We start from the raw sequence: 14074 nt of genomic DNA, 5'->3' as shown, positions 1-14074 counted from the left end.
CTTAAACTGTAATCCTTCTGGGTACGTTTAATGTACGTGGATGTTAATGTTTCTGCCATAACGATTCTTTTTTGTGTATCGCTATTTCAGGACGAGACAATTCTTTAAAATAAAAAAGCATCTATTAATTTTAGATGCTTTTTCTATTTTTTGCTTAAAAGAATTTCCCTCTTTGTCTCATGTTTGGATTATGCATGTGCTTTTGCATGGATGGCATTTTCAGCTGATCTTTCATCATTTTGATCTGATCAGTCATCATTCCTGCACTGTCTAATCTTTTTGCTTCTTCCAGCAACTTCTGCCCTTCCTGCTTTCTTCCCTTTGAAATTGCTGCTGCGGCAAGGTTCAAAGTAGCCATAGCCCTGTCATGCTTCATATTTAATCCATATTCAAGGGCTTTTTTCATTAAAGGCTCTACTTTGGTCGGATGTTCCTGGGCTTGAGTTAAGCCAAGCAGATAATGGAAATAGCCGTATTGGGATTTATGAAGTTGTGATGGATAATTCGTGATCTTAGTCAGCCACTCTGCTGCTTTTTCCATATTCTGCTTTCTCAGCTGCCAGAATGCCAAAAGGATATATTCATTTTTAAAGAAAAGTAAAATAGGAAATGCTGCAAGCAGAAATACAACAATTCCCCATCCAAGATCTCTTGTAAAAAACATCATATAAACTCCTGTCAGGATAAGAAGTGCTGCTATTACAATTTTTATGTATTTATTCATTATTAAATTTTAGAAGTGCAAAGATAAAAAATTTAGAGGTTAGAAGCCAGTAGTTGGAAGTCAGATTTTTTAACTATTCGCTCTTCACCTTTTCAAAAGTCTGAAAACAGAAATCATAAGTATTTTTCTCATCTTTTTCATGACATACTTCATTTGTCTTTTTCCAGGTTTTTTGATCAATTTCAGGAAAAAATGTATCCGCAGTAAGATCAGCCTTCACTAAAGTAACTTCAAGCCTGTCTGCAATATCCATAGTTTGTTCATAGATGTTGCCTCCACCAATGATAAAGATTTCTTCATCAATCTTTTTGGCAAATTTTATAGCCTCTTTGATGCTTCCCACAATGAGAATTCCTTCTTCAAACCAGTCATTTTTTCTTGAAACAACAATATTGGTACGGTTTGGAAGAGGCTTTCCAATACTTTCATATGTTTTTCTTCCCATAATTACCGGATGCCCGGAAGTAATATCTTTAAAATGTTTTAAATCTTTAGGAAGATGCCAGAGCAATTGATTTTCAAAACCAATTTCATTCTTCTCTCCCATTGCCACCACTATTGTTGTCATTCAAATAATTTTTTACAAAATTAGCACATAATTTGTATATTTGATTAGCACAAAAAATTTAAAAAAATAAACTATGAAAAATAAAGGATGTCTGGGCGCCGGAACAATTGGCATTGCCCTCCTTATTATTGTTGCTGTTCTATTCTTTTGGGGAAAAAGCGGATATAATAATTTCGTAACCAAAGAACAGAATGTCAATACAAAATGGTCTAATATAGAGACCGTATATCAGAAAAGAGCGAATCTTATTCCAAATCTGGAAAGAACGGTAAAATCTTATTCAAAATTTGAGCAGGAAACGTTAACTCAGGTTGTAGAAGCACGTTCCAAGGCTACTTCTATCAACATTGACCCAACCAATATGACAGAGGCTGACATTGCCAAATTTCAGGCTGCACAGGGTGAATTATCCGGTGCTTTAAGCCGGTTAATGGCAGTAGTAGAATCTTATCCTAATTTAAAGGCAGACCAGCAGTATATTAACTTCCAGAGAGAATATACCGCTATTGAGAATAGTATCCGTACAGAAACGGTTTACTATAATGAGGCTGCCCAGGATTATAACACCTCTATCAAAACTTTCCCCAATAATATTTTGGCGAATTTTACCAACTTCAAAGAAAAACCTTATTTCAAAGCCGAAGCAGGAGCTCAGAAAGCACCTGAAGTATTCAAATAATGAGTAACTTCCTTACAAATCAGCAGATCAATTCCCTTGTGGAAGCGATTCAGTCAGCAGAAGACCATTCTACAGGCGAGATCAGGGTACATATTGACTCTAATACGGAAAACGACAATGCAAAAACAGCATTTGAAGTTTTCAAAAAGCTATGTATGGATAAAACGGCTGACAGGAATGCTGTTCTTTTTCATATCAACTTTGAACAAAAATATCTTACCATCATAGGAGATGTCGGGATACATGAAAAAGTACATCAATCATTCTGGGATCACCTGCATGACTATGTAACGTCTGAATTTGCCAAAGGAAATTACTATCAGGCATTAAAAAGTGCTATCCTGGAAACAGGCCTTGAACTTAAAAAATATTTTCCTGTAAAAGGAGAAAATCCAAACCAGCTCCCGAATGAAATTACGTTCTCTTAAAATAGTATTTTCATTTATATTGATCTGCTTTTACAGTTTTGTATCAGCACAATATACCATTCCGGAAAAGCCCGCAGTTCTATATCCTGTTTTTGATGAAGCCGGTCTTCTTTCCCAGCAGGAAAAAGACGAACTTAACAATAAACTGATCAGGTTTGCAGACTCTACCTCAACGGAAATTGAAGTGATCATTATTAAATCTACAAAAGGGGAAGATGTCAACTTTCTGGCTACTATGTTTGGGCAGAAATGGAAAATCGGAAAAAAGGGAGTCGACAACGGGGTTGTTTTCCTTATCGCCACAGAAGACAGAACAATGTCAATTCAGCAAGGCCGGGCGGTGGAACAATATCTTACAGCTTCCGTAGCCGGGCAGATACTAGATTATATTGTCACTCCTAATTTCAGGAAAGGCCTTTGGTATGAAGGAATTAACCGTGGAACCTCAGCCATTATGGAAGCGGTTCAGGGAAAATTCAAACCTGTGGAAACAACTGCTCCTTCCGGTAACGGAAGTGCATTTAAAGTACTGATCATTGCTTTTGTCATCTTCATCATTATTGCCATTCTTTTTGGCAACAGAGGTGGTGGCCGTGGTGGAGGAAATTATGATGACGATGATGATGTGATTATTACACGAAGAGGACGCAGAAACTATCCTGGCGGTTTCTTTCCATTCCCTGGTGGTTTTGGAGGAGGTGGCTTTGGTGGTGGAAGCTCCGGAGGAGGATTCGGTGGATTCGGTGGCGGCGGAAGCTTTGGCGGTGGCGGCGCATCCGGAGGTTGGTAATCTCTTATAACATTACAAGAATCAATAAGCAAATCAGGTCTCAATGGCCTGATTTTTATTTTAAAACCCAAAATACTGTCATTTTTTTGATTTATCTTGACATTAAATTAACTTTTACATATTAAAAAAATAATAAATCATTACAAAATCCATATTTTATTCAATATTTTTTCACTATATTTACTGAAAACAGGATTATGAAGAAGACGCTGGTAATATTTGCCCATCCATATCTGGAGCACTCTAATTCGAATGTAGAGCTCATCAATTTCTACGTTCGTCACCAGCATTATACTTTAAGAGACCTTTATGAGGAATATCCTGACTTTCATATTGCTGCTTTCAGGGAAAGAAAACGCCTTGCAAATTATGACCGTTTTATTTTTCAGTTTCCGTTAATATGGTTTGGAATGCCTCCCCTTTTAAGGTTATGGATTGATGAAGTCTTCGACCGAGATTGGCTTCAGGCCGGGAAAAACAATCCTCTGGAAAATAAAGAAGTCTACATTCTGGTAACAACCGGAGGAAAAGAAAGGTCATTCAGTAAAACCGGCACCTATCAGTATACCATTGATGAACTGATCAGCGGACTGATTGTTTCATTAAAGGTTTTCAAAGCAGATATAAAGCATATTAAGATTGTTTACGAAGCAAATAAGTTATCAAAAAAAGAAATTATCCTGCATAAAAAAGAGTTTACAGAACTGCTCAATCAATAAAATATATGGAGTCCGGTTTAGCAATGAACACATTAATCTTCCTGGGTGTAGCTATTATTATGGTTCCACTGGCAAGAAAATTAGGTCTGAGTTCAGTCATTGGTTATATTTTAGGAGGAATTATTATTGGACCCTATGTACTTAAACTTACAGGAAACAATGTAGATGACATTATGCATGCCAGTGAGTTTGGAGTTATCATGCTCTTATTTCTGGTAGGTCTGGAACTGGAGCCACGAAAGTTCTGGGAAATGCGTAAAAAAATTATGGGGTTAGGGCTTACCCAGATGCTTCTTACTATTTCATTATTATTTGTGGTATTTATAAGTGTAGGCTGGAGAGTCGATAAGGCGGTTGCTGTAGCGATGTGCTTTGCTCTTTCCTCTACAGCTATTGTTCTGCAGACCCTGCAGGAAAAAAATAATTTCAAAACAACAGCAGGAGAAGCATCCTTTTCTACTCTACTATTTCAGGATATTTCAGTAATTCCGATTTTAGCCATTCTACCCCTGATTGCCAATTACAAGGCAAAACATCATGACAATGAAATTCAGATTCTGATCCAGAAACTTCCGGAGTGGCTTCAGGCCGGAACCGTAATTATGGGAGTAGCTTTACTGATTTTGTTAGGCAGATATGTATTTGTCCCATTTTTACGCTATGTTTCAAAATCCGGAATGACCGAGCTATTAACAGCCTCTTCATTATTTCTGGTTATCGGAGTTTCTGAACTGATGGTCGTTATTGGTTTATCGCCTGCACTCGGGGCTTTCCTAGCAGGAGTAATGCTGGCCAATAGTGAATTCCGTCATGAGCTTGAAGCACAGATCAATCCTTTCAAGGGACTTTTATTAGCTGTTTTTTTTGTCAGTGTAGGGTCAACTATCAATTTTAATATCATCCGACAGGATCCACTGTTTATTTTCAGTACTGTATTTGCCGTACTCATTGTAAAGTTTATTGTTCTGTATGCTATCGGAAAATTTTTCAGGATTGACACTCCACAAAGCCTGTTCTATGCATTTGCCCTTTCTCAGGTAGGAGAATTTGCCTTTGTCCTGATCAACTATGCTTCTGACCTCTATCTTTTAAGTCCTGAACTGAATGCTCAGCTAATGGCTGTTACCGCTATTACCATGTGTATTACTCCTATACTCCTTATCATTAACGACCGGGTTATTACTCCTAAATTCATCAGAGATACTCCCGAAGAAGAGCATGACTTCAATATTCTGGATAGTAATGTAAGTCAAAAAAAAATTATTATTGTGGGGTTTGGTCATTTTGGGAGTACCGTAGGGAGACTGCTAAAAGCAAATAAAATATCAGCCACCGTTCTGGACAGAGATTCAGATCGTGTAAAGCTGCTGAGAAGTTACGGATTCAAAGTATACTATGGAGATGCTACAAGAATTCCCATCTTAAGGGCTGCCGGTATCGAAGATGCAGAAATTTTGGTTTTATGTCTTGATGATCCTGATGACAACAAATTCATTGCTGAACTTGTACGTGAGCATTATCCGGAAGTAAAGATCTATGTAAGAGCAAAAAACAGAATTGATGCTTACGGTTATCTAAACAATGGAATCAATCATATTTATCGTGAAACATTGGGAACTGCCGTAGATATGGCTGTTGACGTTCTTCATGAAACAGGAATGAGAAAATATGCGGCCAGACGTCTTGGACAAAGATTTATGGCCATTGATAAAGCTTCGATCAGAAAACTGGCCAAAATAAAAGAGGAAGATGACATCACACTGTTCTCAACAAAAGAAATCCTCCAGCGAGAGGAGGAATTATTAGCTTATGATAACCTGAATTTTGATAACAGAAACTGGGAAGATTCCTCATCTGCAGATGAAGAAGATGAGGAAGAATCTACTGAATAAGTTTATTGGATACTCACGCTTCCACCACTACTTTCTTCTTTGGTCACCGTTTTCAGCTCTCCTTTTTTGATAATATCCACACTTCCTCCCGAAGATGCCTCTGCTCTAACAGAAGAAACAGCACTGATATGAACGTTTGCACCACTGGAAGCCTCAGCATCCACATTATCTGCTATAACATCTTTAGCGGAAATACTACTGCCTGAAGAAGAACTGATGTCAGCATGTTTTGCTTTCCCTGAAATATCAATGCTGGCCCCTGATGAAGCATCAACATCAAGATTAACAGCCCATATCTTTCCTGTGAAATTACTGCTGCTGTTTGCATTAATTTCCAGGTCATTGGCCTCCAGATTACCGGAAACACTTCCTGCACTTGATATTTCTACATCTGTCTTTTCCTGGGTAAACTTATCTTTTACCTCTATTTTTGCGGCCGATCCTGCAATAAGCTTTGTAAAATCTTTAGCATAGATTTTAGCTGTAACTTTATTAATATTCATCACCCTGATTCCCGGCTTATAGTGAATATGTAGTTTTCCTCCTTCATTATCAACAAGAATTTCATCAATAATGCTTTGCGGAGCTGATATAACAACCTTCTCTGTCTCAGATTTTATTATTTCTGCATCTATCGCCTGTGAAACCTGAATTTCATCGAAGTCACCATTAAATTCCCTTTGCTGTACAGGCCCGGTTTCCTTATTAATTACTGTATCAACCCAATCATTTTTTTCTTTATTTCTTCTCTCATGTTTATCATTACATGAAGCTATAACCACTAAGGCTGAAAGCATAAAAAGAGTTCTTGTTTTCATGTTTATTTCTTTTATTAATTATTTCTGATATTATTATTTAATAACAACTAATGTATGAAAAATATTACATTATTGTAATCGTTTTTATTTACACAATCTTCTTTACACAATATACAAAGACTATTAAAAAACAAAATACAACTCTGAAAATCAATCAATTAATCATTAAAAAATTCTTGTAATGGTATAACGCTTGTACTATAACCATACACACCATAAAAAATATAAATATGATTTCATCAAAAATCCATGCTGTCCTTGACTATATCGTGGGCATACTACTGATCGCCATCCCATGGCTTTTAGGATTTGCAGATCATGGTCCCGCCACTGCTCTGCCTGTTATACTGGGAATCTCTACATTAATTTACAGTCTGCTTACCGATTACGAATATGCTATTGCTCCTGCTTTTTCTTTCAGAGGCCATTTACTGCTCGATATGATGTCTGCAGTTCTTCTGTTGATATCACCATGGTTATTCGGTTTCAGTAAGCAGGTATTCCTGCCCCATGTTATTCTGGGAGCCTTTGAAATTATGGCAGTGATTCTCACTACCAAACAACCGCCTGATACGAAATTTGTCATCAGGAGCAGCTAAGTAGATATGGATCTGACTGATTGCATCCCTCCGAATATTTATGGAAATATTGTGCGCCTCTACTTTCCCAAATAAATATCTTCTATGCGGTAATTTTTAATATCTTTATGCTTTAATAACAACTATTTTATGAAGAATATTTCATCGGTATTATTAATTTCTGCCTTGGCGTTCAATCAATCTTGTACTACAATGAAACAGACCGATATTCAGCAGGAACTTCCTGCTCCTGATCCATCATTATCTTCAAACCCTTTTATGAAGAAGAGTAAGCTTCAATATGAAGCTCCGGAGTTTGATAAAATTAAAAATGAGCACTTCAAGCCTGCTTTTGACTTTGGCTTAAAGCAACATGAAGCTGAAATCCTGAAAATTGCCAATAACCCGGCAGCTCCTACTTTCGAAAATACAATCGTTGCATTAGAAAAAAGTGGTGAGGTATTGCGAAGAGCACAGATTGTTTTTTCAAATCTGACAAGTGCAAATACAAATCCTGTTTTACAGGCCCTGGATGAAGAATATGCTCCGGTCTTTGCTGCACATTCTGATAAAATGTACCTTAATGAAAACCTTTATACAAGAATTAAATCCATTAAGGAAGACGGTCTTGATCCCGAAAGCAAAAGACTGGTTCAATATTATAAACAGAATTTTGAAATTGCAGGAGCTAATCTTTCGTCTGCAGATAAAGAAAAATTAAAGCAGATCAATCAGGAACTTGCTTCACTTTCCACACAATATGCTAATAAACTTCTGGAAGCGAGAAAGCAGGGAGGTGTATTTTTTTCCGACGCAAAAGAACTGGACGGGCTTTCTGCTGACGAAATAGCAGCAGCGGCAGCTGATGCCAAAACAGCCGGACAGCCGGGAAAATATCTTTTGGCTTTACAAAATACAACTCAACAACCACTTTTACAAAACCTGAAAAACAGAACAACAAGAGAAAAGTTGTTTAAAGCTTCATGGCTCAGAGCTGAGAAAGGTGATGCAAATGATACCAGGGAAACCATTGAAAAGCTTGCAAAACTCAGACTTAAAAAAGCACAGGTTCTGGGTAAGAAGAACTTTGCAGAGTGGAAACTTCAGGACCAAATGGCAAAAACTCCTGAAGCAGCAACCAAGCTGATGAATCAGATCGCAACTCCTGCAGTAGAGACAGCAAAACGTGAAGCTAAAGATATTCAGGACCTTATTGATCAGCAGAAAGGAGGTTTCAAAGTAGAGCCATGGGACTGGAATTTCTATGCCGAACAAGTAAGAAAAGCAAAATATGATCTTGATGAAAGCGAAATAAAACCTTACTTTGAAATTACTACCGTATTGGAGAAAGGAGTTTTCTTTGCTGCCGAAAAATTCTATGGACTGACCTTCAAAAAGAGAACGGATCTTCCGGTTTACCATCCTGATGTGGTGACTTATGAAGTTTTCGATCATGATGGAAAATCTATTGCTATTTATTATCTGGATTTCTACACAAGAGATTCCAAAAACGGAGGAGCATGGATGAGTAATTTTGTTGAACAGTCTTATTTATTAGGAACAAAACCTGTAATCGTTAATTGCTACAATTATCAGAAACCGGCTCCGGGAAAACCTTCACTGATCAGTTATGATGATGTTTCAACCATCTTCCATGAATTTGGCCATTCTATTCACGGAATGTTTGCCAGCCAGAAATATCCTTCGCTTTCAGGAACCAACGTTCCTAGAGATTTCGTAGAATTCCCTTCACAGATCAATGAGCATTGGGCACTGGATCCTGTTGTTCTGAAGAATTATGCTGTTCATTACGAAACAAAGCAGCCGATTCCCCAGACTCTGGTAGACAAAATTAAAAAGGCAGCTACTTTCAATCAGGGATACATGACAACTGAGTTGGTTTCTGCTGCAGCTTTGGATATGGACTGGCACACTGTAACCAATGACAGCCAGTTTATTCCGGTTTTAGATTTTGAAAAACAATCTTTAGCAAGCCACGGATTCACATTATCAACAGTGCCTCCAAGATATCACACTCCTTATTTTGCCCATATCTGGGGAGGTGGATATTCTGCAGGATATTATGCCTATCTATGGTCTGAAACATTGGATAATGATGCATGGGAATGGATCAAAAACAATGGTGGATTAACCAGAGAAAACGGAGACCGTTTCAGAAAATACATTCTTTCAGTAGGAAATTCTGTAGACCTTAACCAGGCTTTCAGAGATTTCACAGGACATGATCCGGACATCAAACCTTTATTAAGAAACAGAGGTTTTATCAAATAATTAACAGAAGCATTCTTTTTTAGAGTGCTTCTTTTTTTGCCCAAGGCCTGCTTTTGCTGATATTTACTATTTTTGCGGTTTGAAATTTAAAATAGATTATATGGATTGCCCCTGCTGTTCAGGAAAAACCTACGATGAATGTTGTAAGCCTTATCATACAGAAGAAAAACATGCACCAACTGCTGAGGCATTGATGCGCTCAAGATTCTCTGCCTTTGCTATTCCTAACGGAGAATATTTAATGGAGACAACACTTCCGGGAAAAAGGAAATATCATAATAAACAGGATCTTCAGGAATGGGGTGAAATTAATCAATGGACAAAACTTGAAATCATAAGAACGCCTGCTCTTAACCATGTAGAGTTTAAAGCTTACTATACAGATCAGGACGGCCATCTGCAAATACACCATGAATTTTCTGTTTTTCAGAAAATGCATGAACGCTGGTATTATGTTTCAGGAAAATTTTTAGATTAATATGAAAAAGAACTTTATATACACAGTACTACTACTGCTCTGCAGTTTCAGCTTCTTTAATGCACAGAATGCTGATGATAAAAAACAGATCATTGCCGCTGTTACAGACATTTTAAAAGGATTTCAAACACACAACAGAGATCTTATGAATCCTTATGTTAATGAGACTTATGGGGTAGGTATCCTTTTTAAAAGCAGTGGTGATTTAGGTTTTGTATTAAACGAAGATGTAGATTTCAGCATGCCTTTGGGATATATTCAAAAAGCATGGAATATCAGGAATCAGTTTCCTGTACAGTTTGGAACAGCTCCCGCATATGATGCAGAAAATAAAAAATGGAAAAAAGAAGGTCTGTTTATAGAGCTTAATTCCAATATTGTAAATGAATATGCTGATGCATTTTTAGAACAATATCCTGTAAAAGACCAGGATATCTTCAAAATCAACGTTAACTCTGAAAATGTGGTATTGGTAACACTCGCTGAAAACAGTAAAGAAAATGCTCCGGTAAACGGATTCAGATTTATTATGACAAAAATTGATGCAAAATGGTTCCTGACATTTATTGATGTAACGGAATATGATGCTGAATAATTACAACTCCGGTGAAAGACACCTATAATTATTGCATTCTTATCAATAAAAATGTCCGGTTTCCCGGACATTTTTTATTATTTTTTAGTGAGCATCCGTTCCATCAACTCCATGAGCATGGCCGTGTGCCAATTCCTCTTCTGTTGCCGGGCGGGTATTTAAAATTTCTACCTGGAAATCCAAAACTTTTCCTGCCATCGGATGATTAAGATCTGCCACTACAGCTTCAGGAGTAATTTCTACTACAAATGCCTGAAAATGGTTCCCTTGATTATCAGATAATGGTAATATTGCTCCTACTGGCGGAGTTCCCGATTCTTTAAACATTTCAATCGGCAGCTGTGCAATAGCATCCGGCTGTCTTTCACCGTAAGCTTCTTCAGGCTGAATTACAAAAGCCGCTTTGTCGCCAGCTTTTAAACCTAAGATATTTTGTTCAAATTTTGGAATCATCATTCCCACACCATACAAAAATGTAAGCGGATTTTCTGTTGTTGTCTCTTCTACAAGAATCTTACTTCCATCTGGTTCGATAGTGTGAAGTATATACTTTACAGCTACAACGTGATTGTTTTCAATTGTCATATTTTTCTTTTTTTCGTGATTTTGTCTCACGATTAATGATACAAATATACTGTTTTTGAAATGATTCAATGAGCTGGGAAGATGGGAGATGGAAGAAGGAAACTATGAAAGGCATAAAGAAAAATATTTCTCTCTTTTTTAGCCTTTATTTTTTCGGGCCTCCTCTCTCTTTTTCTGTCTCAGGACAAAAAGGTATAAGCTTTCCACCTTTGTTCTTGCCCAGGGTGTTTTCCGTAAAAATTTCAGAGAAGAGCTGATACTTGGATTATCTGTAAAACATTTTATATTGATCTGTTCGCCAAGCCTTTTGAAACCTTCATAATATTCTACCAGTTCCTCAAGGATCGCATCCAGCCTTTTTCCGTGTAGAGGATCTTTGGACTGCTGTTCCATATTTCGCTTTTATTTTTTTGAATCTTGAGTATTTTTATTTTCTGCCTTCTTATTTTTTTCCAGTTGATAATTGGCTATCTTTTTAAAGGCCTCGGTTGTCATTACAAATGCCCTATTCGATTTATGATTCCATATACTAGCATACTTTTTGGAAACTGTTGTATAGGTTTCCCATCCTGTAAGATTTTGGTATAGCATAAGAGTACAAATATCTGTAGGAGTAATCTGCTGCCAGTTATCTAAAACATGAGAATGAACACCACTTGCATTACTGTCTTTGTTGATATTGGTTATATCATGAACAATTATTCCTTTATGTAGTTTTTCAACATTTCTTATTTCATTATTATTATTGAAAGTCAGCAGATAATCATTTCCGAAAACAACAACATTATTTACAGAAGGTCCAGTTAAAACATATACTTTCTTAGAATCCTGCTTAATGATAGGAACCAGATTAAAGTTTGTATTATTATACTGCTTAAAAATGGTGTCATTGCTTATTCTGGCAAGAGCTTTCTGTCTGATTGTAAAATAATCCTGCTCAACAGAAGTGAAATCCCTTTCAGACAAATCAATTTTTGCATTAGCAGAGTTATAATTGGTAGGAAAAGAAACTGTAGCCACCACTTTATTCTGTTTGGAGAAGAAAATACATTTAGGTACATCGTCTAAATAAGAAAAATATCCTCCTATATTTTCCATATTTCTGTAATTCTCTTTTACGATATCTGTACCATACCAACTTGCCATTTCACTACGATATAATGCTATCCCTTCTTCTGTTACCTCCTCTGATATTTCCTCAAGGTCTTGAGCATTAATGGACATCCCTAATAAAGCCAATAATATTGTTAAACAAAACTTCATGAATATTAATTTTCATCAAAAATACTAATAAAATAAATCTGCCTGAAAAAGATTTGTATCGGGTTTAAATTTAATCATCAATCTATATTTTTATATTTTGTTTCTTATTTTTGAAGAAGCTATTTTTTATCCATAAAAATTATCTGCTATACAAAACATGAGCAAAAATAACGAAGCGAACAGGAAAAAAAATAAAAAGAAAATTGATCAGAAGAAACGTAAAATACAAAATGCAGAAGCAGAAAGAAAAGCAAGATTAAAACAGATCCGGGAAGATTTCAAAGCAAGAGAAGCTGGCAATAAACCATAAAATTGTTTTTATCCGAATTAAGGAAAACCTTATTTTTAAAATTAAGTATTCTCTATCTTTACATGGTAATAGCTGCAAAATAATTCTTTACGAAACAAGTGGAAAATTATGCAGCATATATTCTTTTTAATTCTCAAATTTAAATTATGAAAATCCTCCACACTGCCGACTGGCATTTGGGTAAACGCCTCGACCGTTTTTCAAGACTGGAAGAACAGGTTCTGGTTATGAATGAAATTGTTCAGATTGCTGATGAGCAAAACGTTGATTTAGTTTTAATTGCCGGCGATCTTTTTGATAATTTCAATCCGGGTGTAGAGGCTGTTGAACTTTTGTATAAAACACTGAAGCGTCTATCTCTGAATGGAAAACGTCCGGTGATTGCGATTTCCGGCAATCATGATTCTCCAAGTTTAATCAATGCTCCTGATCCTCTGGCGCGGGAATGCGGAATTATTTTAATCGGCCATCCCAAGACTGAAATTACTCCTTTCGGAACAGAATATTTCAACATAACCAACTCAAAAGAAGGTTTTATAGAGCTGAAAATTGACGGAATAGATTTCCCGGTAAGAATCCTTCATGCTCCTTTTGCCAATGAAATCCGTTTAAAAGAATATTTTGGTGAAAATAAAGAAGAGGAGATCAACAAAGTGCTTTCTCAAAAATGGGAAGATCTTGCAGATCAGTTTTGTGATGATTCCGGAGTTAATCTTCTGACCGCTCATTTGTATATGAATAAAAGAGGGGCGGAAATTTTAGAAGAACCGGAAGGAGAAAAACCAATTAAAATAGGTAATGCAGATCTCATTTTCTCTGACAGCATTCCTGAGCAGATTCAATATACGGCATTGGGCCACCTTCATGGATTTCAGAATATCGGTACGAAGGAAAAGCCTGTGATCTATTCATCTTCTCCTCTATGCTACAGTTTCAGTGAGGCCGGGCAGACAAAATATGTCTCTATCATTGATGCGGAACCGGGAAAATCAGTTAGGTATGAAAAAAAAGCTTTAAAAAACGGAAGAATCCTTGTCAGAAAAACCTTTACTTCTGTAGATGATACGGTTCAGTGGCTTGGTGAAAATCCCAATACATTTATAGAACTCACACTGGAAAGTGAAACTTTTTTAACAGCTGATGAAAGAAGATTGATTTATCAGTCTCATAATGGAATTGTTCACCTCATTCCAAAAATAAAAAATAAAGAATTTACTGAAGAGCAAACTCATGAAATCAATTTAAATCAAAATATTGAGCTTCTTTTCAAGGATTATTTTAAATCTAAAAACGGCGGGCAGGAAGCCAATGAAGAACTGATGAATTTGTTTAACGAAATTTTAAATGCATAAGCC

General features: G+C 36.5%; 17 protein-coding genes. 11 read left to right on the top strand and 6 right to left on the bottom strand.

Annotation, left to right across the window (positions count from 1 at the left end):
- Positions 1-154 precede the first annotated feature (154 nt).
- On the bottom strand, positions 155-724 hold the full coding sequence (locus DRF59_RS20255; protein WP_115964370.1) for a DUF2892 domain-containing protein: 570 nt from the start codon (positions 722-724) through the stop codon (positions 155-157).
- A gap of 73 nt (positions 725-797) precedes the next feature.
- Positions 798-1292 carry a dihydrofolate reductase gene (locus tag DRF59_RS20250; protein ID WP_115964368.1) on the bottom strand — a complete coding sequence of 165 codons (495 nt, stop codon included), beginning with the start codon at positions 1290-1292 and terminating at the stop codon, positions 798-800.
- A 73-nt stretch (positions 1293-1365) separates the two neighbouring features.
- Between DRF59_RS20250 and DRF59_RS20245 the strand changes: the two genes are divergently transcribed.
- The 5 genes from DRF59_RS20245 (at position 1366) to DRF59_RS20225 (ending at position 5800) form a co-directional block, all read left to right on the top strand.
- Positions 1366-1971 (top strand): LemA family protein, encoded by a 606-nt coding sequence (locus tag DRF59_RS20245; RefSeq protein ID WP_115964366.1) that lies wholly within the window; start codon positions 1366-1368, stop codon positions 1969-1971.
- On the top strand, positions 1971-2399 hold the full coding sequence (locus DRF59_RS20240; RefSeq protein ID WP_185144940.1) for a TPM domain-containing protein: 429 nt from the start codon (positions 1971-1973) through the stop codon (positions 2397-2399). Before DRF59_RS20245 ends, DRF59_RS20240 begins: the two co-directional genes overlap by 1 nt.
- The gene (locus DRF59_RS20235; RefSeq protein ID WP_115964363.1) at positions 2380-3189 is read left to right on the top strand and encodes a TPM domain-containing protein; all 810 of its coding nucleotides are present in this window, start codon (positions 2380-2382) and stop codon (positions 3187-3189) included. The genes DRF59_RS20240 and DRF59_RS20235 overlap by 20 nt, the downstream gene beginning before the upstream one ends.
- A gap of 197 nt (positions 3190-3386) precedes the next feature.
- Positions 3387-3908 carry an NAD(P)H-dependent oxidoreductase gene (locus DRF59_RS20230; protein WP_115964361.1) on the top strand — a complete coding sequence of 174 codons (522 nt, stop codon included), beginning with the start codon at positions 3387-3389 and terminating at the stop codon, positions 3906-3908.
- Between the two features lie 5 nt (positions 3909-3913).
- Positions 3914-5800: a monovalent cation:proton antiporter-2 (CPA2) family protein gene (locus DRF59_RS20225; RefSeq protein ID WP_115964359.1), complete on the top strand. Its 1887-nt coding sequence runs from the start codon at positions 3914-3916 to the stop codon at positions 5798-5800.
- A gap of 2 nt (positions 5801-5802) precedes the next feature.
- Here the strand turns inward: DRF59_RS20225 and DRF59_RS20220 are convergent, their stop codons facing one another.
- Positions 5803-6618 (bottom strand): head GIN domain-containing protein, encoded by an 816-nt coding sequence (locus tag DRF59_RS20220; RefSeq protein ID WP_115964357.1) that lies wholly within the window; start codon positions 6616-6618, stop codon positions 5803-5805.
- Between the two features lie 230 nt (positions 6619-6848).
- Between DRF59_RS20220 and DRF59_RS20215 the strand changes: the two genes are divergently transcribed.
- From DRF59_RS20215 to DRF59_RS20200, 4 genes are all read left to right on the top strand, one after another.
- On the top strand, positions 6849-7217 hold the full coding sequence (locus DRF59_RS20215) for an SPW repeat domain-containing protein (protein WP_115964356.1): 369 nt from the start codon (positions 6849-6851) through the stop codon (positions 7215-7217).
- Between the two features lie 129 nt (positions 7218-7346).
- Positions 7347-9488 carry a M3 family metallopeptidase gene (locus tag DRF59_RS20210; RefSeq protein ID WP_115964354.1) on the top strand — a complete coding sequence of 714 codons (2142 nt, stop codon included), beginning with the start codon at positions 7347-7349 and terminating at the stop codon, positions 9486-9488.
- Positions 9489-9588: 100 nt separating this feature from the next.
- Positions 9589-9966, top strand: a complete 378-nt coding sequence (locus DRF59_RS20205; protein WP_115964352.1) for a YchJ family protein — start codon at positions 9589-9591, stop codon at positions 9964-9966.
- A 1-nt stretch (position 9967) separates the two neighbouring features.
- Positions 9968-10561 (top strand): hypothetical protein, encoded by a 594-nt coding sequence (locus tag DRF59_RS20200; protein WP_115964350.1) that lies wholly within the window; start codon positions 9968-9970, stop codon positions 10559-10561.
- Positions 10562-10645: 84 nt separating this feature from the next.
- On the opposite strand, the gene DRF59_RS20195 is transcribed toward DRF59_RS20200, so the two are convergent.
- From DRF59_RS20195 to DRF59_RS20185, 3 genes are all read right to left on the bottom strand, one after another.
- A complete protein-coding gene (locus tag DRF59_RS20195) occupies positions 10646-11146 on the bottom strand; it encodes an FKBP-type peptidyl-prolyl cis-trans isomerase (protein ID WP_115964374.1) in 501 nt (166 codons plus the stop codon).
- Between the two features lie 138 nt (positions 11147-11284).
- Positions 11285-11539 carry a VF530 family protein gene (locus DRF59_RS20190; RefSeq protein WP_115964349.1) on the bottom strand — a complete coding sequence of 85 codons (255 nt, stop codon included), beginning with the start codon at positions 11537-11539 and terminating at the stop codon, positions 11285-11287.
- 9 nt (positions 11540-11548) lie between these two features.
- Entirely contained in the window at positions 11549-12409 is an 861-nt protein-coding gene (locus tag DRF59_RS20185; protein ID WP_185144939.1) for a hypothetical protein, read from the bottom strand.
- A gap of 157 nt (positions 12410-12566) precedes the next feature.
- On the opposite strand from DRF59_RS20185, the gene DRF59_RS20975 reads away from it, so the two are divergent.
- Positions 12567-12719, top strand: a complete 153-nt coding sequence (locus DRF59_RS20975) for a hypothetical protein (protein ID WP_167456712.1) — start codon at positions 12567-12569, stop codon at positions 12717-12719.
- A 146-nt stretch (positions 12720-12865) separates the two neighbouring features.
- Positions 12866-14071 (top strand): metallophosphoesterase family protein, encoded by a 1206-nt coding sequence (locus DRF59_RS20180; RefSeq protein ID WP_115964347.1) that lies wholly within the window; start codon positions 12866-12868, stop codon positions 14069-14071.
- Positions 14072-14074 lie beyond the last annotated feature (3 nt).

Origin of the sequence: Chryseobacterium flavum (genome assembly GCF_003385595.1) — a bacterium.
Taxonomy (GTDB): Bacteria; Bacteroidota; Bacteroidia; order Flavobacteriales; family Weeksellaceae; genus Chryseobacterium; species Chryseobacterium flavum.
The sequence above is the reverse complement of the archived record's forward strand: the minus strand, read 5'-3'. Positions and strand labels throughout refer to the sequence as shown.

What these genes read in the sequence shown, in the direction of transcription:
- DRF59_RS20255 (WP_115964370.1), bottom strand. Translation starts at nt 724, where the DNA reads ATGAATAAATACATAAAAATTGTAATAGCAGCACTTCTTATCCTGACA.
- DRF59_RS20250 (WP_115964368.1), bottom strand. Translation starts at nt 1,292, where the DNA reads ATGACAACAATAGTGGTGGCAATGGGAGAGAAGAATGAAATTGGTTTT.
- DRF59_RS20245 (WP_115964366.1), top strand. Translation starts at nt 1,366, where the DNA reads ATGAAAAATAAAGGATGTCTGGGCGCCGGAACAATTGGCATTGCCCTC.
- DRF59_RS20240 (WP_185144940.1), top strand. Translation starts at nt 1,971, where the DNA reads ATGAGTAACTTCCTTACAAATCAGCAGATCAATTCCCTTGTGGAAGCG.
- DRF59_RS20235 (WP_115964363.1), top strand. Translation starts at nt 2,380, where the DNA reads ATGAAATTACGTTCTCTTAAAATAGTATTTTCATTTATATTGATCTGC.
- DRF59_RS20230 (WP_115964361.1), top strand. Translation starts at nt 3,387, where the DNA reads ATGAAGAAGACGCTGGTAATATTTGCCCATCCATATCTGGAGCACTCT.
- DRF59_RS20225 (WP_115964359.1), top strand. Translation starts at nt 3,914, where the DNA reads ATGGAGTCCGGTTTAGCAATGAACACATTAATCTTCCTGGGTGTAGCT.
- DRF59_RS20220 (WP_115964357.1), bottom strand. Translation starts at nt 6,618, where the DNA reads ATGAAAACAAGAACTCTTTTTATGCTTTCAGCCTTAGTGGTTATAGCT.
- DRF59_RS20215 (WP_115964356.1), top strand. Translation starts at nt 6,849, where the DNA reads ATGATTTCATCAAAAATCCATGCTGTCCTTGACTATATCGTGGGCATA.
- DRF59_RS20210 (WP_115964354.1), top strand. Translation starts at nt 7,347, where the DNA reads ATGAAGAATATTTCATCGGTATTATTAATTTCTGCCTTGGCGTTCAAT.
- DRF59_RS20205 (WP_115964352.1), top strand. Translation starts at nt 9,589, where the DNA reads ATGGATTGCCCCTGCTGTTCAGGAAAAACCTACGATGAATGTTGTAAG.
- DRF59_RS20200 (WP_115964350.1), top strand. Translation starts at nt 9,968, where the DNA reads ATGAAAAAGAACTTTATATACACAGTACTACTACTGCTCTGCAGTTTC.
- DRF59_RS20195 (WP_115964374.1), bottom strand. Translation starts at nt 11,146, where the DNA reads ATGACAATTGAAAACAATCACGTTGTAGCTGTAAAGTATATACTTCAC.
- DRF59_RS20190 (WP_115964349.1), bottom strand. Translation starts at nt 11,539, where the DNA reads ATGGAACAGCAGTCCAAAGATCCTCTACACGGAAAAAGGCTGGATGCG.
- DRF59_RS20185 (WP_185144939.1), bottom strand. Translation starts at nt 12,409, where the DNA reads ATGAAGTTTTGTTTAACAATATTATTGGCTTTATTAGGGATGTCCATT.
- DRF59_RS20975 (WP_167456712.1), top strand. Translation starts at nt 12,567, where the DNA reads ATGAGCAAAAATAACGAAGCGAACAGGAAAAAAAATAAAAAGAAAATT.
- DRF59_RS20180 (WP_115964347.1), top strand. Translation starts at nt 12,866, where the DNA reads ATGAAAATCCTCCACACTGCCGACTGGCATTTGGGTAAACGCCTCGAC.